Source organism: Halomonas sp. 7T (assembly GCF_025643255.1).
Lineage (GTDB): Bacteria > Pseudomonadota > Gammaproteobacteria > Pseudomonadales > Halomonadaceae > Vreelandella.
The window spans coordinates 2,868,892-2,891,446 of the sequence record NZ_CP087112.1 but is presented as its reverse complement, the minus strand read 5'-3'; the positions used below and the strand labels follow the sequence as shown (position 1 = coordinate 2,891,446).

The window sequence follows — 22,555 nt, the reverse complement described above, 5'->3', positions numbered from 1 at the left end:
CTGATGATGAAATGAACAGACTCCTTTGGGGAGTCTATCTTTTGGTTTAGCTATCTAATCGTCTTGATGCCAGTATTTTCATACGAGCCACTCGGTGATGGCTTAAGCATATAGATCGACCCGTCCATCAAGAACTAAAGGGTTATTATTCTCTGAGGGCGTGAGTACGCCGTCGCCTTCTTCTTGGCTACCGCTGTTGCCAACACCACTGGGGTTGCCGGAACCTTGTTGTGCAAAGGCCTGATCATTAGGGTTGTTATGCTCCCCTACCGATGTTTCACCCAGTGAGATCCCTTGTTCAGCAAGGGCTTCACGCAGCTGAGGTATCGCCTGTTCAAGCACTTGGCGGACTTGGGCGTGGGCCGATAAAAAGTGCGCCTGCGTGCCGTGTTCGCTTACTTTAAGAGAAATAGAGAGTGGCCCTAGCTCTGCGGGATGAAGCTGCATCTTAACTTCGTGTTCACCACCGCGCTGGGCAAACTGTATAAGTTGCTGACCAAGCTGGGAGGGCCATGCGGGGCTACTGACGGGCGTAGCGATTGAGGCTGAGGACATCAAACTCCCTGTCGCTGGCGTCAGGGTGCCAGACGGAGAGAAAAAGGACGGCTCGCCACCTCGACTAGCGCCTTGAGCAAGCTCCGCTAATGCAATGCTCGACATTTCACTGCCAATACGCAGCGGGCTAGCATTGGCATCGACAGGGGGGGCCATGGCGCTGTGTGAGAAGGCAGCAAGTTGTTGGCTATCAAAATCAGACGTCAGGTTTATAGATGGCTGTTGGCCATTGACAGGCAAAGCTCGGGTTAATGACGGGTTATTTTCCGGTATGTTAGCGCTGGGCAGTAGGCTTGCGACTTGGCGATGGATATTTGCAAGGACTGTACTCTCTGGGGCGGCAGCGCGAAGAGCATTAAATGAGGCCAACAGCTCAGTGGCTTGACGTTCGCTAATAGCGAGCTGTTGGGCAATATTCTGCACTTGGGGAGCTGCTTCAAGCCCTGGGGGGGGGGTCGCAGTGCCCGAGAAGGCGTCGACTAGCGATAAACGTGCTGCGATCTCATCAAGGGGCGTGAGCGCAGGAGCGTCACCTTCCCCTAGCGCACCTTCTAGTGCGATGGTAGGAAGAGTGTCTGAGCCTGCGCCCTGTAACTGAGCGAGTAAGTCCGCCAATGCCTCCTCGTTCAGTTCGATATCTAACGACGCTAACAGCTCGGCAAAACGCGTTAGCGGCTCAGGCGCGGTAACGTCAGCTGGCGTGCTGGTTAACCGCTGCAACTGCGTGCTGCTTGCTTGCGTTAATGCCTGTTGAAAAAGGGCTTGCGGCGTCCCTTTGGCGCCCAGCATCTGTGCCGGGGCGGACGGCAGAGCGCTTTGACTCTGATTCGCTGAAAGCAGCAGCTGAATATTCATAAGTAGAGTTCCCCGGCGCGACGTTAGTGCGTTTTATCAGTTAGTTGGCGAGCCAGACGGCCAGTGACAAAATCATCGCTAGCTTTTTGCTCGTGGCGCTCTTGGCGGCGATGCTCTTCTAATAACCGGCGCGAGGCCAGTGTATCGTAGGAGGAGAGCTTACGCTGCTCTTGCTGCCAATGTTGTTGGCTTTGTTGAACACGTTTTTGTTGCGCAGCCAGCGCTTGCCTCGCACGGCTAAGGGCGGTGTCTAGCGAGGCCAGAAACTGTTGGTAATTGTACATGGTGGCTGGGTCAATGCCATCGCGCATCGCTTGCTGTAAACGCGTGGCATATTCGGTGCGGTAGCGACTAAGTGACTCCAGCTGAGCCTGTGTTTGTTGCTGTGTTTGGCGCTCTTCAGCCAGTAGTTTTCCCGCTTGGTCTCTGGCATCTCGGGCTAAGCCGGTTAATATATCGAGCTGCGAATGACTCATGGTTAGCCTCCCACGGTGGCATGCAGCGCTTGGCGTGACGCTTCAAGCGTTGCGCATTCATCAATATTTTGCTGAAGAAAGCGTTCCAGAGCTGGAAATCGGTTCACCGCTTCGTCAAGTTTTGGGTCGTGACCTGGGCTGTAAGCGCCGACGCTGATCAAGTCACGATTACGCTGGTAGCGTGAAAAAAGCTGCTTAAACGTGCGTGCTTCCTGTAGCTGCTCGGGCGTCGCAATGGCAGTCATGGCGCGGCTAATAGACGCCTCAATATCAATAGCAGGGTAGTGGCCAGCCTCAGCAAGCCCCCGGGAGAGCACAATATGGCCATCCAGAATCGCCCTTGCTGAATCAGCAATAGGGTCCTGTTGGTCATCACCTTCGGTTAGCACGGTATAAAAAGCGGTAATGGAGCCGCCGCCGCGCTCGGCATTACCTGCCCGTTCTACTAGACCGGGCAGTTTGGCAAATACTGAAGGTGGATAGCCTTTGGTAGCGGGCGGTTCGCCGATCGCCAGAGCAATCTCGCGTTGCGCCATGGCATAGCGCGTTAATGAGTCCATGATGAGGAGCACATTGCGACCCGCATCACGGAACCCTTCTGCTAGCCGTGTTGCGTACGCCGCTCCTTGGAGGCGTTGCAGCGGCGATGTATCAGCAGGAGCAGCAACGACAACGGCACGCCTGCGGCCCTCTGGGCCTAAAATATTATCTATAAAATCCTGTACTTCACGGCCCCGCTCGCCGATGAGACCGACCACGATGACATCCGCTTGGGTGTAGCGCGCCATCATGCCAAGCAGCACAGACTTACCGACCCCAGAACCTGCGAATAGCCCCATCCGCTGGCCGCGGCCAACGCTTAGCAAAGCATTAATGGCGCGGATGCCCACATCGATCTGTGCATCGATAGGTGCGCGGGAGAGAGGGTTCAATAGGGTCGCTTGAAGAGTGGCACGGGGTGCATCGTCAATGCTTTCTCTGTCATCTAACGGATTGCCGTTGCCATCCAGCACGCGCCCTAAAAGCTCGTCGCCAATCGGGAAGCGCCGTGCGCTATGGCCACTGCCATCGCTGAGGGGGGTTACCCTGGCCCCAGGCATCAAGCCGGTGATCTCTTCCAGTGGCATAAGAAACAGTTTATCGCCTGAGAAACCAACCACTTCCGCTTCTGCGTGCTTTTCGCTGTCGTTAAGCCTTCCATCGGTGCCGGGTAACTCAATTCGGCATGCACTGCCTACCGCGACGCGTAGGCCCACTACTTCGATTACCATCCCTGTGGCGCGAATTACCCTGCCGCTCGTGCGGTAACGGGGTAAATGGCCAACGCGCTGCGTGGTGCGGTTCAGTGCTTTACGCCAGCGGTGGTGGTGTGGGCATGTGGCATCGCTCATAGTAGTACCTACGAAGAGGTCGAAGGGTCGTTGCCGTGATGGCGCTTGCGAAGTTGGGCGTGGGCGGCTAGCCAGCGGCTTTCGAAGGTGGCATCAAGTTCGCCTTGAGCGCTGGTAACACGGCAACCGCCTCGCGCGAGCTGGTCGTCAGGTTGGAGCTGCCAATTAGCGGCGCTGAGCTCGCTGCCCAGATGTTCTTTTACCAATGCATGATCGTCCGGGCTTAACCATAAGCGCTGTTGCCCAACTAGCGGTGGCTCTGTGTGCAGGAGCTCGCGCACAATGGCCAGAATCTGCTCAGGTTTTTCTTGAAGGGCATTACCTGCCAGCTGTTTTCCCGTGGCAAGAGCCAGCTCGGTAAGGTCATGGGCGATGGTTTCGTCAATGCGCTCAAGGGCATCTGAAAATTGTTTAGCGAGTGCCTGAAGCGGGGTGACCGTTTTATGAACTTGCTGTTTCAGTGCTTCCTCGGCCTGGGCATGTCCCTCTTGAAGGCCTTTTTCTAGCCCCTCTTGGTGCCCACGCGCTAACCCCGCCTGATAGCCCTCTTCTTCCGCTTGTTGACGAATACGCTCATAGAGCGCCTGGCGTTCTTGCTCTTCACGCTGGCGCGCTTGTTCTGCAGCGCGCTTCGCGGCCTCTACTTTGCGTTGCTGTGCAGAGGGCGCGGTAGCGCCGCCCTCTTGGGGATGGGCGCTGCGCTGTGTTAGCTCGTCCATTTGCCATCGCCGCCAAGCGCCATGGCGATCAAATTCGGGTGCGTGAGTATTAGACATACTCATCATCTCCACCCGACAAGACGATCTCGCCAGAGTCCGCTAAGCGGCGCACCACTTGCAGAATGGCTTTTTGCTCGGTCTCGACTTGAGACACCCGGATGGGGCCGCGCGCTTCCATATCTTCGCGTACCAGGTCCGCTGCCCGCTGAGACATATTGCGCAGGAACTTGTCGACCAGCGCATCTTGAGCGCCTTTGAGAGCCACCACCAGGGAGTTGGTTTCGACTTCTTGCAGCACCATCTGGATGGCACGGTTGTCCAGGTCGAGCAGATTCTCGAACAGGAACATTTCGTCGATAATTTTCTGTGCAAGGTCTTCGCTGTGTGAACGCACGGTTTCGATGGCGACTTCTTCCTGAGAAGAGTTCATCAGGTTCAAAATTTCGGCCGCTGTTCTTACGCCGCCCATTTTGCTGCGCTTGAGGTTTTGACCATCCAACATGCTGGTGAGTACCTCGGTCAGCTCTTGCAGAGCCGCTGGCTGAACACCGCTGAAGGTGGCAATACGTAGCACCACATCGTTGCGCAGTTTCTCTTCAAACAGTTCGAGAATGTCGGCAGCCTGATGGCGATCCAAATGCACCAAAATGGTGGCAATAATCTGTGGATGCTCATCGCGAATAAGCTCTGACACCATGGAGGCTTCCATCAGGTTCAGCGCATCAATACCTGAGTTCCCCCCTGTCGTCTCAAGAATGTCCTCAATGAGACTGGTAGCGCGCTCACTGCCAAGGGCTTTGGTAAGCACAGAGCGAATATGCTCGCTAGAGTTGAGGTTGAGCGCCACAAACTCTTCAGTCTCACGATGGAATGCTTCTAAGACCGCCTTCATATCCTCGTGGGAGACTTGTTGTAAGCGCGCCATTTCCATACTGATCTCTTGCACTTCGCCGGCGCTCAGAAACTTAAACACTTCGGCGGCGCTATCTTCATCAAGGGCAAGCAAGAGGATGGCGCTTTTACGCGATCCGCTCATTTCGGCAATAGAGCTACTCATGAGAATTCATCCAGCTGCGGATAATCATCGCGACCATACGGGGGTCTTCCTGGGCCATTTCTCGCAGGTCGTTAAGATTGTGTTCGTACAGCGACGTTTTACGGCGACGTTTTGGCTTATTGCTATAGGTGTCATCTTCCTCTGACGACGCTTCTTCCTCTTGATCCTCATTTTCATCGCCGACGCTGGTGCTAAAGGTGCTGCCAGTGCCAGTGCCAGGCATGGCGGGGGCCATGACCGGTGTCTGCGTGTAGCGCTTGATCAGCGGACGCAGTATCAGCAGATAAAGCAGCAGCGCAGCCATGGCGACAAGTAGGTAGCGCCCCAGCGTGGAGGCAAGCGAGAGTACCTCGGGCCGTTGCCACCACTCGGCTTCTTCTGTCGCCTCGTCAGTACTGGCAAAGGGCGTGTTGACGACCTCGACTTGGTCGCCCCTTGCCAACGAAAAGCCCATTGCCTGTTGAACAAGGCGCTCAAGCTGGGCAACTTCTTCAGGGCTTAAGGCGACTTGTTCTACTTCGCCTTCTTCATTAACAACACGGCGGAAATTGACGACCACCGCCGCAGAAAGGCGCTGAACCTGCCCTAGCCGATGCTGGATATGCTCAATGCTACGATCAACTTCGTAGTTAACGACATCGTCTTGGCGCAGGTTGCGCAGCGCGTTGTCTGGTAGGTCTTCTTCTCCCTCCTCAGCGTCTGGCTGATTAATAGGAGCCGGTGCTACCCCGGGCGGCGTATTGCTAAGTGCGCCGGGTATACCCGTGGCTAAGGGGTCTTCCCCGTCATAAGAAAGACTTAATTGGCGGCTGCGCACGGCTGACTCATTGGGCGCTTGGTTAGGGCCATAGCGCTCTGACGTCTCTTCACGGCGTGAAAAGTCGATCTGTGCGGCTACCTGGGCACGCACGTTATCACTGCCTAGAATGGGCGAAAGGATATTTTCGATACGGCGCTGGTAGGAGCGCTCTACTTCGGTGATATAAGCCAGCTGTGTGCCATCAAGGTCACTGCCCTGGGCAGAATTAGCGGTCAGTAAACGGCCGTTTTGGTCGACAACGGTGACGTTTTCGGTCGATAGCTCGGGTACGCTGCTAGAGACCATGTGCACAATGGCGCTGACTTGACCTTCACCTAATACCCGGCCGGGTGAGAGTGTCAATACAATAGAGGCTTTGGCAGGCTCTCTGTCGCGTATAAAGACTGACGGCTTGGCCATGGATAGGTGAACACGAACGTTTTCTACGGGGCCTAGCGATTCAATGGAGCGTGCTAATTCGCCCTCTAAGCCGCGCTGAAAGTTGACCTGCTCAGCAAACTGACTAATACCGAAGGCTTGGTTATCCATCAGCTCAAGGCCAATATTGCCGCCACGAGGCAGGCCTTGCTCAGCAAGCTGAAGTCTAAGTGTGTGAACCTGTTCGCCTTGTACTAATAGTGCTTGGCCGCCCTCGCTGAATTGATAGGGAATGCCTCGGCTATCAAGTTCAGCAATGATTCGTCCGCCGTCGGCTTCGCTGAGATTACTGTAGAGCACGCGGTATTCAGGGCTGCTGGCCCACATGAACAGAGCCGCAATAATAGCAATAGACGCAGCAGCGGCGACCAATAGCACGACCAGAGGGTTGCCGCGCAGCTGCTTCAGCATGCGCTCAACCGCGGGCGTGTTTTTAGTCTCACTGTGTGGGGCGTTTTGTGTCGTACTGTTTTGACGGCCTGCCGTAGCACCAGTTTCGCTCATGCGTCCCTCCTAGAGGGCAGGCAAAACTGATGACGGCCCAGGCGCATCACCAAAGAAGGCATAGGCTATATCCGTCAATCGCGGTTATCCGCTGAAAGTAGTAAGCGGAATTATGATGAACGCCATTATCCCGGCGCGCGTCGACCATAAATGAACGAAAAGCTTGGCTTTTCGTACCTATTTGTTCGTATGAGTCCTATCCTACCAGTGATAGGCTGCTGGTATTATTTTACTTTCATGCGACTGAGGCATACGTATGAGTTCTCCCCCGATTCAGGCTGCCCTGCAGCAGATGCAGACTATGGCTACTCAGGCGGCTCAGCCCATCAAGGGCGAGCAAGTCTCTACCGCTGTTGGCCAAGGCGGTTTTGGTAGCGAGCTTCAGGCTTCCATACAGCGCATTAATCGTCTTCAGCAAAGCGCTAATACGAAGGCGATGGCATTTCAGGCAGGCGAGCCTAACGTCGAGTTAAACGACGTCATGGTAGATATGCAAAAAGCGAGCGTTGCTTTCCAAATGGGGCTGCAAGTGCGTAATCGTCTGGTCTCGGCCTATCGAGACGTTATGAATATGCAGGTATAGGCAAGTGGTAGGTATGGGTAGCCATGCGTCGTATGAAACGCGGCATGGCGAACGCTGACTGACCATCTAAACCACATTTTAGACGTTGCAGTATGCTGCTTAGCGTTCGCTTGCTGTCTATGACTGCCTTACGCATCTACGGAAATAAGTCGGCCTTGCATTTCCTCTAGTTTTTCGGCGAGCAGCAATACTTCTTCAGCGGGTATTTGGCGAATTACGTCGCCCGTATCGCGGTCCACCACGCGTGTAATGATGCGCGTCGACTGTTCGCTAACATCAAATTCCAGGCCGCGTGGTCGCATAACATCATTAATACGTTTTATTGGCTCAATGAGCTCTTCTTTTTTGATTGTGCTGCTTGCGGGGGCTTGGCTTTCTGCTGTTGTCAGCAAGCTCAGCTTGTTTTCAAGCTCTTGGCGCGGCGTAAGCGTTTGCGTTGGCAGGGTGGGTAGCGCAGCAGACGCGCTATCTAATGGCAGTGGGCCCATAAGAGACGTTCCTCCAAAGGTAAGTAAGCCTAATGGCCAGGTAACGTTGCAATATCAAAGAGGTGGTTTGTTGCTTAATTATTAGCCTCTTTGGTAGCTATCGGCTGTTATCCATTAATCTTTATACGTGCATAGCGGTCAGCGGTATTTCTTTTGTATATGAGCAAAAAGAAATGCCGAAGTAGCATGATGGGCGTATGTGGCATGCTGAAAGCTTCTGTTATGCTCTGCCGCTTCGGGTTGGGTGTCAAACAATAACGTGGTAGGGAAGGCGAAACGAGCATGGCCGTTCAGCAAGATGAATATGAAAGCGTTACCAGTGCCTCAACGATAAGCGCTTATTTAAATGCCATGATTGAAAGTGGTGGCGTCTCGCTCTGCTTGGCTGCGTCGGATGCGCGCCCTGAGCCTATCGTGTTAATGGAGCAGCACGTGGGTGAAACCCTGGTGATGGATCTCTCTTCCGTTGACTATTTGCTAGGCCGTTTGCAGCAGGGGGAGCAATTTTTTCTACGCGGTCAGTCGCAGGGCAAGGTGTTGCGTACGCCGTTGCTTTCGTTAACTGAAACGCGACGCTCCGGCGGGCGCTTTCTATGCTGTAGTGACTATCCCACCACTGTGGATGTGCTTCAGCGGCGCGAATCGTTTCGCGCAGAGCTGCGTATGGGCATGGTGGTGCCTGCCGCTGTGGTGGGTGCCGACGGAGAGAGTGTTCAGGGAGAGCTGCGTGATCTGTCCCAGGATGGCTGTCAGATAGAGCTGCCTTTAACGGCGAGTGGTGTGCTTGCTGAGGCGGACAGGCCTCTTAAGCTTACCTATACGTTTCCTGATGGGACTTACTTTGAGGTACAGGGTATACCTCGGCACCAAAAAACAGACCCTGAGCGCCATATTTTGCGCGTGGGGTTCCGTTTTGCCAACTGTACATCGGATCAAGAGCGCCAAATTTGGTACTTCGTCTGCGAAATAGAGCGTGAAGCGGCGCGCTATAAAAAAGAGACGCAAGAGGAGCGGCAGCCGTCGCCGCTTTTTGAGCAACCCGATAGGCGCGCAAAAGGTACAGAGCTTGTTGGGCGCCGTGATATCCGGCGTTACGCCACCCCAACGGCACGGCGCCTGGTGAAAGTGGCAGCTTACCTTGATGCCCAGTTATTGCTGCTTCAGCAGGGGAGTGATATCGACTCGCGGCAACTGTCACGCAACGCAGACAGAATACTAATGCTGCATGAAGAGGATCGTGAAGCGCTGTTGTTTGCCTCGCGTTGTTTATCGCCTGAACCGCTTCTGGTGCGTCATGGTATCGCCGTAGCCGTGCACTTGTTGGATCTTGTGGGAAGCAACATGCCGCGCGATGTGCAAAAGGCCGTTGTGGCCAGTAGTTTGATCCATGATCTAGGCAAAGCGCTTATTCCTCAGGTGGTATTTAAGGCGCCTAACTTTGAAGCGACTCATCGTCAGGCGATGCAGGAGCATGTGTCTTTGCTGATGGATCGGCTGCACAGCTGCCAATGGCTCTCAGCCTCAGTTGCTCAGGCGGTCATTGGGGGAATTAACGAGCGGCTTGATGGTAGCGGCTATCCGGAGGGGTTATCCGGAAATGATATCAATGAGTTGGCCAAGGCTAGTGCGATTGTTGATGTGGTTGAGGCAATGCGTCGTGACCGGGCCGACCGTCCGGCAAAAACGGCACAACAGATTTATAGGCACTTGCTGCGCCACCCTCACCAGTTTGACCCCCATTGGATCAAACGCTATATCGAGCACTTTAAAGCGCTCCCAGTTGGCTCGCTGGCCTATTTTTCAAGTGAGAAGCTGGCGTGGATTGTGCGTCTTAATAAAGATGGAACGCCTGCTGAGGTGGTGCTTGCCGAAGGCGCTGAGCCGCCACTGCGCGACACGCTGGGGGTATCCGTGCGAGGTGATGTTCTTGAGAGATTGGGCCGGCCCGTTAAAGAAGTGGCAGTGTCCACGTAACTTGCTGCGGCGCACGGCTATCTAACCGCTAGACAGCCCTCTACTACATGAACATTACTTTTATGAGATAAAGCGTGTTTGAGGGTTAAAGTCGGAGGTTATGGCGCCGATATAACTACATAGCTGAGCGCGAAAGCGCATATTTTGAACCATTAGCAGCATGTGTTGGCCCTGCTATCACGGCTGTTGTGTTACCTAGTAAAGGAGTGCCCGCTTATGACATACACTCGCGGTGGCGCCGCCTATGGCCGTGGTGCTAAGGCATATGCCCGTGTCGGCGTAGAAAGCGGCGTGATGTCAGCTGACCCACACCAGCTTATCGTCATGCTATTTGATGGCGCCCAGGCCGCTATCCGAGCGGCGCGTATTCACTTGCGGGCAGGCAACACGGCCGAAAAGGGAAAATCGATATCCAAAGCACTGGATATTATTAACAATGGATTAGCGGCGGCATTGGATCAAGAGCAAGGCGGAGATATTGCTGAACGGCTTGCCTCGCTGTATGACTATATTGCTCGCTTGCTTCTGACTGCGAATCTACGTAATGACGAAGAGAGCCTAAATCAGGCGGAGCGGCTATTGGAAGATATCGCCTCAGCATGGCGTGAAATCGGCCAACAGCAGAGTGCGTGAGGCAATTATGTCGGGTTCTGAAGCGTTCCAAAGCACTGCGCAGCACGCGCTGTTAGAGGCCTATGCCAAATTGCTTGTACGTGCAAAGCACATGCACGAGCTGGCTGATGCAGAGCAGTGGCCGGAACTTATTGAGCAGCGCACGCATTACGTGACCTTAGTAGAAGAATTGCGTGAGCGTGATCAAAAAGTCACGTTAGATGCTTCTGCCAAAACCCGAAAGGCTGAGCTTCTGGAAAGTATTCTGGAACACGATGTAGAAATTCGACGTCGATTAGTCGCGCGGCGCGAAGAACTAGGCAAGTTGATTGGCGTATCCCAGCGCCAGCGTGATTTGCACCGTGCCTATGCGCCTCAGCAAGGCAGTCAAAACGTTGATGGCGCAGAAGAAGGTAAGGGCGCTCCGTGAGTGGCATCAATCCACTTATCGATACCCTCATGCACCAAGTGCTGGGGCGTCAAGGAGAAGCCTCGTTACAGCGCTCCTTAAACGCCCCAGTGCAGCCTGTTCCTCCGGGCGAAGGGCCGCGGGCATTACAAGGCGATGCTAGCTTAGACGGGCGCCCCATGTCGCCGCCGTTAAGCGATCTTAAGCGCTTGCCAACCGCTCCGGATGGGCAGCGTTTACCTGCTCAAAGCGGCGCCAACGCGGGGCCGACTTCTACTCAAACACACTTAAGTCCTGCGGCACGCTCCATTGCGGATGTGCTGCTACGTTTTCCCGCCCCGCCTACCGTGATGCGCGCAGAAGCGCCGCTCATGAGTGCTCAGGATGCACCGGCGGCGACCACGCTAGCGACGCGTTTAGAGTCGAGCATACGCGATAGCGGTTTATTTTATGAATCGCATCTAAAACGCTGGTTTCAGGGGGATGTTTCCCGCCAACAGCTACTGCGTGAGCCACAGATGCAATTGGGTTCACGGCCTTTACCGCCTGCTAATTTACCGATGCCCATCCCCGTATCGACGCCGCTCCAAGCGGGCCCGTCTGCGCAAGTGCCGACAGCCTTCGTAGTGGGAACCTCTGCGTCAGCAGTAGCGAATAACGTGGCTATTTTATCCAATACCACGCTGGTGCCGGTAGCAAGCGATAAGCCCATGCTTGAGCGTCCTGCGGTTCTTGTTGCTAGTACGCCAACCTCTTCTGCTGCTGCCTTGCCGGCAGAGAGGCCTGAGGCAGCCCAGGCCAGAGTAGATGCAGGCGGCGTACGCGAGCTAACGGACATCGCCATCCAGCGTGGTGGGCGTGAGATTGTGCATGAAAACCTGCAGAGCCTGGTACGTCAGCAGTTGGAAATGCTCGTTATGCCGACCATACGTTGGGAAGGCGACGTATGGGCTGGGATTTTTATGGCGTTAGTAATTCACCTGCCGACGCGGGATGAGGGGCGCGAGGAAGCCCAGGGTGATGCGGAAGCAGAGGAGGGATGGAGCTCTGAAATGCAGCTTGAGGTGCCTAATGTTGGGGCGTTTAGTATTGCGTTATCGCTCTATCAAGCAGTTCTCAGTATAGATCTTTCGACGGAAGACCTAGCGACTTATCAACAGCTTGAGCAGGGGGGCGGCGCATTAGAGCAGCGGTTGGGCGCCCTGGATTTTCGGAAAGTACAGGTAAAAGCCCGTCACATCAGTGGGGAGGGCAGCTATGAGGACGCCCAGTGATCGTCGTCGCCAAGCTGTTGCGCTGGCCTACCAGGAGGGGGATCAGGCTCCCCGGGTAGTGGCAAAAGGGTATGGAGAGCTGGCTGAGCGGATTATGGCAGAAGCGCAGCGGCAAGGAATTTACGTGCACGATGCCCCTGAGCTAGTGGCGCTGTTGATGCAGCTAGATTTGGATGCTGAAGTGCCAGCGAGCCTATATCAGGTTGTGGCGGAGTTGCTAGTGTGGGTATTTGAGCTTTCTGAGGGGACAATAAGCCATCGTGAGCAGAGCAAGTAGCCAATGTAGACGTTGTGTGCAACCATGAGGCTTATGGAAAAAGTCACCCATGGCGTCATTATAAAGTTTATAAAACCGCGCCTGTGTCGTTCGATGGAACACTATGAGCCAATCAAACTTTCTTGATGAAATTGAAGAATTAAACTTAGCGTACTTGCTTCTTGCCCAGCGTCTACTAAGTGAAGATCGAGAAGCCGCCATGTTTCGCCTGAAAGTTGATGGCGAACTGGCAGATTTACTCGTTTCACTTAACGCATGGCAGCTGACAAAGTTGGCACGCACTAATCAATTAGTGTGTCGGTTTAGTCAAACTAGCGGGCAGCGTTTGCGGCAAATTATGGAAAACCCCAGGGATCAAGGGCTTTCGGGTTTGCATGCATCGCTATTATCAGCCTGCGAATCGTTTGATTCATTACCCAACGGAGGGGCAGAGTGAGCCAGAAAAGCTTGGTTGATGAAATGCATCAAGTACAGCTGGCAATCGAGTTGATTGAATTAGGCGCACGTTTACAGGTGTTAGAGACGGAAACGGATCTAAGCCGTACCCGCCTAATTAAGCTGTATAAGGAAGTGCGCGGCATGTCGCCTCCTAAAGGGATGTTGCCTTTTTCGGCAGATTGGTTTGTTACATGGTTACCCAATGTTCACTCATCCCTTTTTTATAATATTTATGCAAGTTTACAACAAGATACTTGCTGCGAGCGTATTGATGCGTTCGTTAAAGCGTATCGGCTTTATGAAGAACAAATAGCACTTGAAGACGTGGAGCCAGTGCTGGGGTTAACGCGGGCATGGACACTGGTACGCTTCTTTGAGAGTGACTTGCTGCAGTTAAATACATGCACTCGGTGCGGTGGACGCTTTGTGGCTCATGCGCATAGCCCGTCACATGATTATGTGTGCGGTATCTGCCAACCACCTTCGCGTGCCGGAAAAACACGCAAGACCCGGGAGCGCCCGGTATAGAAATATAGTCCTGCTCTACTTAAAGGTAGGCGTACCGCTAATAGCAACAGCCGTTACTCCATAGTTAGCGTTAAAAGGCAGTGGTACTTTTCCATTAAACATTGCCTGTGAATGAGTATGATACGGCTAAGCTTCACTTGGGATGGGGCCTCCCAATGTCTTCATAATGATGAAGCAGGGGATGGCATTCCGTTGATATAAAAATTGCTATCGCAAGGACACTACTTGTGCTGATTCTCCTAGGTTATGTGGTCGTAATATTGTGTGTATTTGGCGGCTATGTGCTGGCAGGCGGTAGCTTAGGCCCCCTGTATCAACCCTTAGAGCTGCTCATTATTGGCGGTGCGGGCGTAGGCGCATTCATCGCTGCCAATAACGGCAAGGCAATTAAAGCCACGTTTAAAATATTACCTAGGCTCAAACGCACCAAAAAATATAATAAGGCCCTGTACATGGAGCTCATGGCGCTCCAGTTCAAGCTACTTTCTAAAATTCGTCGCGAAGGGATGTTGGGTATCGAGCGCGACATCGATAACCCCCAGGAAAGCCCGCTGTTCCAAGAGCACCCGGCGGTACTTGCCGATCCCCACATCATGGACTTTTTGACCGACTATCTACGTTTAATGGTGAGCGGCGGCATGGAGCCGATGGAAATCGATGAGCTGATGCTGCACGAAATCGAAGTCTTCGAGCAAGAAGCCCATATTCCCATTGATGCGATAGCAAAGGTGGGCGATGCCATGCCTGCGTTTGGTATCGTGGCGGCCGTTATGGGGGTTATTAAAGCGCTGACCTATGCCGATGCCAGCCCCGAGCAAATGGGGCAAATGATCGCAATGGCACTGGTGGGTACCTTCCTGGGTATTTTGATGGGATACGGTTTTATTAGCCCAATCGCGAGCTATGCCGATAGGCAAGCAAAAGAAGCCGAAAAAATGTTGCAGTGCATTCGCGTCACGCTGTTGGCGAGTTTACATGGGTATGCGCCGCAGTTAGCCGTTGAGTTTGGTCGTAAAGCGCTGCATACCGCCGAGCGGCCGAGCTTCTCAGAGCTTGAAGAGTATGTGCGTGATTCAAAAAAGGCCGGTAATGCATGAGTAAGGGCGGTGATAAACGCCCGATCGTTATTCGGCGTAAAAAAGTAGTTCATGCCCACCATGGCGGGGCATGGAAGATCGCATTAGCCGATTTTATGACCGCGCTAATGGCGCTGTTTTTGGTGATGTGGATTTTAAGTGTTTCCAGTGATGAAACACGCCAAGGCGTGGCGGATTACTTTAGCACGCCGCTGATCACCGCGATGACCGGCGATCGCGGCGGCAGTACGCGAGTTATCCCTGGTGGCGGGCCTGATCCAGCGCATAGCGATGGAGAGCGCGCCCGTGTAGATCTGTCGTTGCAGCCGCGACCTAGTTTGCAGGAACAGCGGTTTTTCTCTGACTTACAACAGCGTATAGAGCGGGCCATAGAGCTAGATCCAGAGCTGCGCCAACTGCGCAACCAAATGCGCTTTGACCTTACGCGCGAAGGGTTGCGTATACAGCTGCTCGACACGGAGCAGCGGCCCATGTTCCAACTGGGTAGTGATCAGGTAGCGCCCTACATGCGCAACCTGTTACGCACCATCGCGCCGTTACTCAATGAATTGCCCAATGACCTTAGTATCAGTGGCCATACCGACAGCGTGCCCTATGCGGGTGGCTATCGAGGCTACAGCAACTGGGAACTATCCAGTGACCGCGCTAATGCCTCGCGGCGCGAGCTGGTGGTGGGTGGACTTGACCCAGATCAACTACTGCGCGTATCAGGCTTTGCTGATCGGGTGCTGCTGCCTGACACTGCTCCTTCAGACCCGATTAATCGGCGTATTGAGCTTTTAGTACTGTTGCCCGAAATTGCTGAGACGATTCGTGACCCAGGTATTCTTAGCACTGATGTGCCGTTACCTGAGGCCGAAGTGCCCGAAGAGGCCTTACTGCCAGACATGCCACAGGCCGACATAGCCGAATGAGCGAAGCTGGTCACAAAAATATGATGATAATGTGGAGCGGTGCATGGATATAGCGGATTTTTTTGACACCTTTTTTGAAGAGGCGGAAGAGCTGCTAGCCGATATGGAGCAGCACTTATTGGAACTGGATGTCGATGATCCGGATAGCGAGCAGTTAAACGCTATTTTCCGTGCGGCCCACTCTATAAAAGGCGGTGCAGGAACGTTTGGGTTTAGCGTGTTGCAAAAGACCACGCATATTTTCGAAAACCTGCTGGACCATGCACGCAAAGGCGAACTGACCCTGCGCGCGGACCTCGTTGACACCTTTTTAGAGGCTAAAGACATCATGCATGAGCAACTCGATGCCTATCGCAACGAGGAAGAACCCAACCAAGAAGCGTATGAACGAATTTGCCAAGTTCTACAAAAGATCGCGCTAGAAGAGATTGGTCAAACGCTCGACGCACCTGCAGTGCCCGAGCCAACCATGCCGCAGCCAAGCAAGGCAGAAACGAGTCAGAGCGATGCCCCGGAAGCGGGCGAAACACACTTATTAGTCGCCTTGCTGAACGTCAACGATAAAGATCGCACATTGTTGGTGGAAGAGCTGGAGCAACTGGGTGATATTCAGTCGCAGTCAGGCGATGACAAGCGCTATGAGGTCGTTCTCAAAGGTAACGTTAGCGCCGATGATATTGAGGCGGTGATGTGCTTTATCATTGAGCCTGAGCAGATCGCTATCAGCAGCGTCGCAGCCAGTGAGCAAGCATCGCCCCAGAAAGCTGAGGCCCCCGCCGCTGCTTCTGCGCCAGAGCAGGCCCCCGCAGCCAAACAAGAGAGCAGTTCTCCCGCGCCTGAAAAGCCGAGTGATAAAGCCGCGCCCAAAAAAGCCGCCGCTGAGTCCTCCTCAATCCGCGTCTCCGTTGACAAAGTTGACCAAATTATCAACCTGGTCGGCGAGCTGATTATTACTCAATCAATGCTCGATCAAACGGTGAGTGACCTTGATGATCACTCTGTAGGCAATAGCTCGCTCCAAAACGGCATGAGCTTGCTTCAGCGTAATGCCCGGGACCTTCAAGAAGCGGTGATGTCGATCCGCATGATTCCTATGGAATTTGTCTTTAGCCGTTTCCCCCGCGTGGTGCGCGATACCGCAGGTAAGCTGAATAAAGAGATTGAGCTTATTACCGAAGGTAAATCCACCGAGCTGGATAAAAGTCTGGTGGAGCGTATCACCGACCCGCTCACACACTTAGTGCGCAACAGTTTAGACCACGGCATTGAAATGCCCGATGAGCGTGAGGCGGTTGGCAAACCCCGGGTGGGTAAGCTGACGCTTTCGGCGCGCCACCAAGGCGGCAATATCCTGATTGAAGTGCGCGATGACGGGGCGGGCATGGACCGCGATCGGCTGTTAGATAAAGCCCGCGAAAATGGACTGAACGTCTCCGACTCAATGAGCGATGAAGACGTTTTTCAGCTGATTTTCGCCCCGGGTTTTTCGACCGCCAAAGAGGTGACCGACGTGTCAGGGCGCGGTGTCGGGATGGATGTTGTAAAGCGTAACATTCAAGGCATGGGCGGGCGTGTTGAAATACAGTCCAAGAAAGGAGAAGGCACCAATACGCGCATTGTGCTGCCGCTGACCCTGGCGATTCTTGACGGTATGTCAATCAAAGTAGGTGGCGAAACGTTCATTTTACCGCTCTCTACCGTGCTTGAGTCGCTTCAGCCTGCCAAAGAGGATATGTATGCCATGGCAGGCGACGATGTGGTCATTAAGGTACGCGATGAATACCTGCCTGTTATCGCCATTCATGAAGTGCTAGACGTCGAAAATGCGATTACTGACCCGACGAAGAGCATTGCCGTTATCGTACAAGGCGAAGGGCGTCGTTATGCCATGTTGGTCGATGAACTGATTGGCCAACAGCAGGTGGTCGTTAAAAACCTTGAAGATAATTACCGCAAAGTGCCGGGCGTTTCTGCGGCTACGATCCTTGGCGATGGTAGTGTCGCATTGATTTTGGACATCACGGGTTTGCATCGTTTGAGCCGTGCCAAAAAAGAAGCAGGTAAAGTAACCCATCATCCCCATCTCGCTTATTACAAGGAGGCTGAGCCGTCATGAGTCAAGCAGCTAATAAGGCGGTGCTAGCCGCTGCAGAGGCAGAAAATCGCGAATTCCTAGTGTTTTCGTTAGGCGAAGAAGAGTACGCCATTGATATTTTGAAGGTGCAGGAAATTCGTGGTTACGAAAATGTAACGCGTATAGCCAACGCACCGGATTTCATAAAAGGTGTGACGAATCTACGCGGCGTCATTGTGCCGATTGTTGATCTGCGCATTAAGTTTCATCTGGAAAATGTCGAGTATGGCGGTCAAACCGTGGTGATCGTGGTGAATGTCGCCGACCGTATCGTTGGGATTGTGGTCGACGGTGTTTCCGATGTGATGACCCTAACGCCAGAGCAGATTAAGCCTGCACCCGAGTTTGGGGTGACGCTTTCGTCTGATTTCTTGAGCGGGCTAGGCAGCCTTGACGACCGAATGCTGGTGCTAGTGGATATTGATAAGCTTCTGACCAGCGAAGAAATGGCGCTAGTGGATAGCACTAGCCAATCTTAATAGTAGATCGCTAGGCACAAGGAGTGTGCCTAGTTGGAGCTAAACAGCCAAGCCCCGAGCGATGGAGTGCTGTGGCCTATTGGGTTGTGCTTGGAGTAATGCGTGTGACACAGCTAGTGCGTCAAATAATGGGCAATATGACCGTCCGTTTAAGCTGGGGACTGGTACTTGCTACGTTTTCACTCCTCATTGTCCTGGCGTGCGGCATAGGCCTTTACGCACTTCACCATGGCGCTGCCATTGTGCAAGCGACCAGCGACTTACCGTCGCAGCAGGCCGCGTTTGCAGCATTTGCAACCCCCATCCGCTGGATACTTGTTGGTGTGGTCATCATGACGGTGCTCACCGTTGTGGCGGTTATTTGGGGGGTGACGGCGAACGTCTTGCGCCCGCTGGATAACTTGGTGGGTTATTTTGAGCGTATGGCGCAAGGCGATTTGAATCAGCAAATTACTTCGCCGGGTAATAGCGAAATAGGCCGACTGTATAGTGCGATGGCGCATATGCAGCGTTCACTCTCCGAGACGGTAGGGGTCGTTCGCCAAAGCGGCGCCTCGATTTTTGAGCGCTCACAGCATATCGCCAGCGGTAACAACGACCTCTCTTCACGTACGGAGCAACAGGCCTCCTCGTTGGAAGAGACGGCTTCTAGCATGGAGCAATTAGCGTCTACGGTAGGCCATAACGCTGATAACGCGCGTCAAGCGAGTCAGCTGGCGGGTGACGCGACACTAACGGCCCGGCGTAGCGGTGAAGAGGTCGGCAATATTGTTGAAACGATGCAAGAAATCAGCGCTAGCTCCCATCAGGTGGCTGACATAATTACGCTGATCGACACCATCGCTTTCCAAACCAATATTTTAGCGCTGAACGCCTCGGTCGAGGCCGCACGGGCGGGTGAGCATGGTAAAGGGTTTGCGGTCGTGGCGCAGGAAGTTCGTAGCCTAGCGAGCCGCAGTGCCAATGCCGCAAAAGAAATACGCACGCTTATTGACGCCTCGCTGGGGAAAGTTGATACCGGAACGCAGCGCGTGAACCAAGCAAGACAGACCATGCAAGACCTCGTCGCGGCGGTTCAGCGTGTTAGCGATATTATGGATGAAATTGCTGCCGCCTCAGAAGAGCAGAGCAATGGCATTGGTCAAGTCAATCAAGCGGTTGCTCAAATGGATCAGGTAGTTCAGCAGAATGCCCAGCTGGTGCAGCAGGCTGCGCGCAGTGCCAATGAGCTAGAGAGCGAGGCCGCACGCCTACGCGAGGCAGTTGAACGTTTTCGTGTATCAGAGGGCGCCGTGCCGATAGCTACTCATACCCCCTTGCCCAATGCCACGCCGCGACCGTCTAAAGCAGTTGCATCAACGGCGTCGGTAGATGAGTGGGAAGCGTTCTAAACCACTCTCCACATTGCGTATCGCTCTGTGAACTAATAACAATACCCTCCTGACAATAAGGCATATTAATGCGTAACAACCAACCAGTCTCCCAGCGCGAAGTTGAGCTACAGGGAGATGATTTTCTTGTCTCGCGTACGGATCTTAAAGGCCGCATTACGTATGCTAACCCGTCGTTTATCCAGATTAGCGGCTTTCGTCATGACGAACTCATTGGTGCGCCCCATAACCTGATCCGGCATCCCGATATGCCGCCAGCGGCGTTTGCCAATTTATGGCAAACCGTTGAGGCCGGAGAAACCTGGCGTGGGTTAGTTAAAAACCGCTGCAAAAACGGGGATCACTACTGGGTAGATGCCAGCGTCACACCGATTGTAGAAAACGAGCAGGTGGTGGGGTATACCTCGGTGCGGGTTCAGGCATCGCGGGAGGCAATTGCTCATGCCGAGCATGTTTATGCAGGCATCCGTGAGGGCCGCCTGAAACAGGTTTATTTAGATAAAGGGCGTATACGTTATAAAGGGCTGATTCAGCGCCTTAAGCGGGTGCGCCTGGATACTATTCGCGCCAAGCTGGTGGGCATGATTGCCGTATCAGGCATCCTGCTACTGGTCAGTGGTGGGCTAGGACTCTACGGGCTAAATATTGCCAGTGAACGGTTAGACCGACTCAATAATGATGGGTTGCGCGATGTTATTCGTTTACAGCAGATCGACCAGACCATTGCCCAGACGCGCCAGTCGATGATTGAGCCAGAGCGTATGCAGCTTATCAGCGAGCGGTTTGAGATAGGCGAAACCGTGGCTGAACGTGCCGCTGAGGTGGCTGAGGTTTGGGAGGCCTACTACCAGCGTGACGTTAACGCTAGCCCGCTGGCAGATACCTTTAATCAGCAGCTCCAAGCCTTCTTAGCTAATGGTATGAGGCAAGCGGCTAATGTGCTACAGGCGGAAGATACCTATGAAGCGTTTACCGGTTTAGATGCCGTCATCCGCGTGATGAATACCGATGGACGAGCGCTGTCAGGCATGGTGAATCAGCTGATTGCGCAAAAGCAGGCTGCTGCGGAAGACATGGCGATAGAGGCTGAACAGGGGCAAACCACGATGCTGAGCGCCCAGGCGGGCGTGTTGGCAACAGGGTTATTGCTACTCATTCTGATTGGTGTGCTTACGCTACGTGCCATTGTCAGGCCTTTAAAAAGCGCCTCGCGCTTTACGCTACAGATAGCGGGGGGCAACTTGGCGGCTCCTGTGCCTGCGCGTCGTCGTGATGAAATTGGCATCCTGTTAGATTCGCTCAATACCATGCGTAAAAGCCTCAGCAGCATTATCGGTGAGGTCAAAAGCGGCATTGAAGTGGTCACCCCTGCGGCGCAGGATATTGCCAGTGGCAATGAAGAGCTTTCATCGCGTACGGAGCAGCAGGCAGCTTCGCTGCAGCAAACGGCCTCTAGCATGGAAGAGATCACCACCACCGTTCGTCAAAATAGCGATAACGCTCAAGAAGCCCGCCGCTTGGCCGATAACAATGCTACACGGGTCACGCAAACCGGCGAGCTAATGACGCAATTAGTCGACAACATGCAGCGTATTACCGAAAGCTCTCGCAAAATGACTGAGATTATTAATGTTATCGACTCTATTGCGTTTCAAACCAATATTTTAGCGCTTAATGCGTCGGTTGAAGCGGCCAGGGCAGGGGAGCATGGGCGCGGCTTTGCGGTGGTGGCAGAAGAAGTGCGTAATTTGGCGGGGCGCAGTGCAGGAGCCGCTCAAGAGATACGCCTATTAATTGATGGTTCGAGTCAGGAAGTGAGCGCAGGCGCCGGATTAGTGGAAAAAGCTGAAATGGCCATGAGTGAGGTGGCTGAAGCGGCGCGTAATGTAACGCAAATTATGCACGAGATTTCCTCGGCTTCAGAAGAGCAAAGCAGCGGTATTGCAGAAGTGAACCAAGCCGTAGCGGAAATGGATCAAACGACCCAGCAAAATGCGAGCCGCATGCAGGAAACCGCGCGAGCGGCAGCGGCGTTAGAGCATCAAGCGGGTTTGCTGGCGCTATCCGTGGAAGCCTTTCGGTTAAACCATCAACGATCGCTACAGCCCATGCCCGCCGCTATTGGGGCACCTGCTGCTGCGCACAAACTGTCTGCGAAGCCAAATAGCACGACATCGCCAGCGCCGCTTGTGAAGCGACAATCGGCCTCTGCAGAGGAGTGGGAAGAGTTTTGAGCGGACAACGCGAACGGGTAGCTGATGCCGGCCAATGGGCATCGAGTGGTCAAATTGAGCGCGACTTGCTGCTCACAGACGCCGATTTTTCACGCATCAGAGAGCTGATCTACCAGCGTGCTGGTATCGTGCTTGCCGAGCACAAGCGTGAAATGGTCTATAGCCGCTTAGCTAAGCGGCTGCGCCACCATGGCATAACGCACTTTACCGACTACTTGTCACGCTTAGAGCGCCAGCCGGATGCTAAAGAGTGGGAAGCCTTCACCAATGCCCTGACGACGAATTTAACCGCATTTTTTCGTGAGGCGCATCACTTCCCCCTGTTAGCTGAGCACATTAAACATAAGCAGGAACCGGTCACTATTTGGTGCTCTGCAGCTTCAACGGGGGAGGAGCCTTACTCGATCGCCATGACGCTGCTGGAAACGCTCGGCCCTAAAGCCTCACAAGCGAAGGTCATCGCAACCGATATTGATACCGAAGCGCTCAGCAAAGCCCGCGCGGGTATTTACCCTCAAGAGCAGGTGCGCAAGCTGGATGAAGTGCGGGTAAAACGGTTTTTTCAGAAAGGTACCGGCAATCATATCGGGCTTGCGCGTATTCGCCCTGAAGTCTCCGCATTAGTAGAGTTTTTGCCGCTTAACCTGCTAGCACCCCAGTGGCCGATAAAGGGACCATTTGATGCTGTGTTTTGCCGCAACATCATGATTTATTTTGATAAAGATACCCAGGCGAAGATTTTAAAGCGGTTTGCGCCGCTCATGAAGCCAGATGGTTTGCTGTTTGCCGGGCACTCTGAAAACTTCTCCTATATCAGTGATGCATTTAAGTTGCGTGGGCAGACGGTTTACACCCTCGCTAAAAAATAAAACCGTTTATGTGCGTACGCTCCGTTAACAGACCGTGTTAGCGCGGATGCGAGATGGCAC

22 protein-coding genes are annotated in these 22,555 nt (G+C 53.7%); 15 read left to right on the top strand and 7 right to left on the bottom strand.

The features are described from left to right. Positions 1-102: 102 nt before the first annotated feature. Genes LOS15_RS13505 through fliF form a run of 6 tightly spaced genes read right to left on the bottom strand, consistent with a single transcriptional unit; the run spans position 103 to position 6,794 of the window. A complete protein-coding gene (locus tag LOS15_RS13505; protein ID WP_263066460.1) occupies positions 103-1,410 on the bottom strand; it encodes a flagellar hook-length control protein FliK in 1,308 nt (435 codons plus the stop codon). Positions 1,411-1,433: 23 nt separating this feature from the next. Next, positions 1,434-1,886 carry a flagellar export protein FliJ gene (gene fliJ, locus LOS15_RS13500; protein WP_263066459.1) on the bottom strand — a complete coding sequence of 151 codons (453 nt, stop codon included), beginning with the start codon at positions 1,884-1,886 and terminating at the stop codon, positions 1,434-1,436. Between the two features lie 2 nt (positions 1,887-1,888). After that, positions 1,889-3,277 carry a flagellar protein export ATPase FliI gene (fliI, locus tag LOS15_RS13495; RefSeq protein ID WP_263066458.1) on the bottom strand — a complete coding sequence of 463 codons (1,389 nt, stop codon included), beginning with the start codon at positions 3,275-3,277 and terminating at the stop codon, positions 1,889-1,891. An 8-nt stretch (positions 3,278-3,285) separates the two neighbouring features. Next, complete coding sequence (locus LOS15_RS13490) at positions 3,286-4,053, bottom strand: flagellar assembly protein FliH (RefSeq protein WP_263066457.1); 768 nt, start codon at positions 4,051-4,053, stop codon at positions 3,286-3,288. Next, positions 4,046-5,053, bottom strand: a complete 1,008-nt coding sequence (gene fliG, locus LOS15_RS13485; protein ID WP_263066456.1) for a flagellar motor switch protein FliG — start codon at positions 5,051-5,053, stop codon at positions 4,046-4,048. The genes LOS15_RS13490 and fliG overlap by 8 nt, the downstream gene beginning before the upstream one ends. Then, complete coding sequence (gene fliF / locus LOS15_RS13480) at positions 5,046-6,794, bottom strand: flagellar basal-body MS-ring/collar protein FliF (protein WP_263066455.1); 1,749 nt, start codon at positions 6,792-6,794, stop codon at positions 5,046-5,048. Before fliF ends, fliG begins: the two co-directional genes overlap by 8 nt. Before the next feature lie 256 nt (positions 6,795-7,050). On the opposite strand from fliF, the gene fliE reads away from it, so the two are divergent. Beyond that, positions 7,051-7,377, top strand: coding sequence for a flagellar hook-basal body complex protein FliE (fliE, locus tag LOS15_RS13475; protein ID WP_263066454.1), 327 nt, complete (start codon positions 7,051-7,053; stop codon positions 7,375-7,377). A gap of 128 nt (positions 7,378-7,505) precedes the next feature. On the opposite strand, the gene LOS15_RS13470 is transcribed toward fliE, so the two are convergent. Further along, on the bottom strand, positions 7,506-7,865 hold the full coding sequence (locus LOS15_RS13470; RefSeq protein WP_263066453.1) for a flagellar protein FlaG: 360 nt from the start codon (positions 7,863-7,865) through the stop codon (positions 7,506-7,508). Positions 7,866-8,147: 282 nt separating this feature from the next. On the opposite strand from LOS15_RS13470, the gene LOS15_RS13465 reads away from it, so the two are divergent. The 14 genes from LOS15_RS13465 to LOS15_RS13400 all read left to right on the top strand — a co-directional run bounded on the left by LOS15_RS13465 (position 8,148) and on the right by LOS15_RS13400 (position 22,495). After that, complete coding sequence (locus tag LOS15_RS13465) at positions 8,148-9,839, top strand: HD domain-containing phosphohydrolase (RefSeq protein ID WP_263066452.1); 1,692 nt, start codon at positions 8,148-8,150, stop codon at positions 9,837-9,839. A gap of 216 nt (positions 9,840-10,055) precedes the next feature. After that, a complete protein-coding gene (gene fliS / locus LOS15_RS13460; RefSeq protein WP_263066451.1) occupies positions 10,056-10,472 on the top strand; it encodes a flagellar export chaperone FliS in 417 nt (138 codons plus the stop codon). 7 nt (positions 10,473-10,479) lie between these two features. Continuing rightward, positions 10,480-10,881, top strand: coding sequence for a flagellar protein FliT (gene fliT / locus LOS15_RS13455; protein ID WP_263066450.1), 402 nt, complete (start codon positions 10,480-10,482; stop codon positions 10,879-10,881). Further along, positions 10,878-12,134, top strand: coding sequence for a flagellar hook-length control protein FliK (locus LOS15_RS13450; RefSeq protein ID WP_263066449.1), 1,257 nt, complete (start codon positions 10,878-10,880; stop codon positions 12,132-12,134). The genes fliT and LOS15_RS13450 overlap by 4 nt, the downstream gene beginning before the upstream one ends. Next, positions 12,118-12,411, top strand: a complete 294-nt coding sequence (locus LOS15_RS13445) for an EscU/YscU/HrcU family type III secretion system export apparatus switch protein (protein WP_263066448.1) — start codon at positions 12,118-12,120, stop codon at positions 12,409-12,411. The genes LOS15_RS13450 and LOS15_RS13445 overlap by 17 nt, the downstream gene beginning before the upstream one ends. 103 nt (positions 12,412-12,514) lie before the next feature. Further along, positions 12,515-12,847, top strand: coding sequence for a flagellar transcriptional regulator FlhD (gene flhD / locus LOS15_RS13440; protein ID WP_263066447.1), 333 nt, complete (start codon positions 12,515-12,517; stop codon positions 12,845-12,847). Continuing rightward, the gene (gene flhC, locus LOS15_RS13435; RefSeq protein ID WP_263066446.1) at positions 12,844-13,377 is read left to right on the top strand and encodes a flagellar transcriptional regulator FlhC; all 534 of its coding nucleotides are present in this window, start codon (positions 12,844-12,846) and stop codon (positions 13,375-13,377) included. Before flhD ends, flhC begins: the two co-directional genes overlap by 4 nt. Before the next feature lie 227 nt (positions 13,378-13,604). Further along, entirely contained in the window at positions 13,605-14,474 is an 870-nt protein-coding gene (motA, locus tag LOS15_RS13430; protein WP_263066445.1) for a flagellar motor stator protein MotA, read from the top strand. Beyond that, positions 14,471-15,388, top strand: coding sequence for a flagellar motor protein MotB (gene motB, locus LOS15_RS13425; protein WP_263066444.1), 918 nt, complete (start codon positions 14,471-14,473; stop codon positions 15,386-15,388). The genes motA and motB overlap by 4 nt, the downstream gene beginning before the upstream one ends. 43 nt (positions 15,389-15,431) lie before the next feature. After that, on the top strand, positions 15,432-17,504 hold the full coding sequence (gene cheA / locus LOS15_RS13420; RefSeq protein WP_263066443.1) for a chemotaxis protein CheA: 2,073 nt from the start codon (positions 15,432-15,434) through the stop codon (positions 17,502-17,504). Further along, complete coding sequence (cheW, locus tag LOS15_RS13415; protein ID WP_263066442.1) at positions 17,501-18,001, top strand: chemotaxis protein CheW; 501 nt, start codon at positions 17,501-17,503, stop codon at positions 17,999-18,001. Before cheA ends, cheW begins: the two co-directional genes overlap by 4 nt. Before the next feature lie 128 nt (positions 18,002-18,129). Continuing rightward, the gene (locus tag LOS15_RS13410) at positions 18,130-19,392 is read left to right on the top strand and encodes a methyl-accepting chemotaxis protein (protein WP_411537763.1); all 1,263 of its coding nucleotides are present in this window, start codon (positions 18,130-18,132) and stop codon (positions 19,390-19,392) included. Between the two features lie 68 nt (positions 19,393-19,460). Next, complete coding sequence (locus LOS15_RS13405) at positions 19,461-21,626, top strand: PAS domain-containing methyl-accepting chemotaxis protein (protein WP_263066441.1); 2,166 nt, start codon at positions 19,461-19,463, stop codon at positions 21,624-21,626. Beyond that, entirely contained in the window at positions 21,623-22,495 is an 873-nt protein-coding gene (locus LOS15_RS13400; protein WP_263066440.1) for a CheR family methyltransferase, read from the top strand. The genes LOS15_RS13405 and LOS15_RS13400 overlap by 4 nt, the downstream gene beginning before the upstream one ends. Positions 22,496-22,555: the final 60 nt, after the last annotated feature.

What these genes read in the sequence shown, in the direction of transcription:
- cheW (WP_263066442.1), top strand. Translation starts at nt 17,501, where the DNA reads ATGAGTCAAGCAGCTAATAAGGCGGTGCTAGCCGCTGCAGAGGCAGAA.
- LOS15_RS13465 (WP_263066452.1), top strand. Translation starts at nt 8,148, where the DNA reads ATGGCCGTTCAGCAAGATGAATATGAAAGCGTTACCAGTGCCTCAACG.
- LOS15_RS13490 (WP_263066457.1), bottom strand. Translation starts at nt 4,053, where the DNA reads ATGTCTAATACTCACGCACCCGAATTTGATCGCCATGGCGCTTGGCGG.
- LOS15_RS13405 (WP_263066441.1), top strand. Translation starts at nt 19,461, where the DNA reads ATGCGTAACAACCAACCAGTCTCCCAGCGCGAAGTTGAGCTACAGGGA.
- LOS15_RS13505 (WP_263066460.1), bottom strand. Translation starts at nt 1,410, where the DNA reads ATGAATATTCAGCTGCTGCTTTCAGCGAATCAGAGTCAAAGCGCTCTG.
- fliG (WP_263066456.1), bottom strand. Translation starts at nt 5,053, where the DNA reads ATGAGTAGCTCTATTGCCGAAATGAGCGGATCGCGTAAAAGCGCCATC.
- fliT (WP_263066450.1), top strand. Translation starts at nt 10,480, where the DNA reads ATGTCGGGTTCTGAAGCGTTCCAAAGCACTGCGCAGCACGCGCTGTTA.
- fliE (WP_263066454.1), top strand. Translation starts at nt 7,051, where the DNA reads ATGAGTTCTCCCCCGATTCAGGCTGCCCTGCAGCAGATGCAGACTATG.
- motB (WP_263066444.1), top strand. Translation starts at nt 14,471, where the DNA reads ATGAGTAAGGGCGGTGATAAACGCCCGATCGTTATTCGGCGTAAAAAA.
- flhD (WP_263066447.1), top strand. Translation starts at nt 12,515, where the DNA reads ATGAGCCAATCAAACTTTCTTGATGAAATTGAAGAATTAAACTTAGCG.
- fliS (WP_263066451.1), top strand. Translation starts at nt 10,056, where the DNA reads ATGACATACACTCGCGGTGGCGCCGCCTATGGCCGTGGTGCTAAGGCA.
- fliF (WP_263066455.1), bottom strand. Translation starts at nt 6,794, where the DNA reads ATGAGCGAAACTGGTGCTACGGCAGGCCGTCAAAACAGTACGACACAA.
- fliJ (WP_263066459.1), bottom strand. Translation starts at nt 1,886, where the DNA reads ATGAGTCATTCGCAGCTCGATATATTAACCGGCTTAGCCCGAGATGCC.
- LOS15_RS13445 (WP_263066448.1), top strand. Translation starts at nt 12,118, where the DNA reads ATGAGGACGCCCAGTGATCGTCGTCGCCAAGCTGTTGCGCTGGCCTAC.
- fliI (WP_263066458.1), bottom strand. Translation starts at nt 3,277, where the DNA reads ATGAGCGATGCCACATGCCCACACCACCACCGCTGGCGTAAAGCACTG.
- LOS15_RS13470 (WP_263066453.1), bottom strand. Translation starts at nt 7,865, where the DNA reads ATGGGCCCACTGCCATTAGATAGCGCGTCTGCTGCGCTACCCACCCTG.
- cheA (WP_263066443.1), top strand. Translation starts at nt 15,432, where the DNA reads ATGGATATAGCGGATTTTTTTGACACCTTTTTTGAAGAGGCGGAAGAG.
- LOS15_RS13410 (WP_411537763.1), top strand. Translation starts at nt 18,130, where the DNA reads ATGGGCAATATGACCGTCCGTTTAAGCTGGGGACTGGTACTTGCTACG.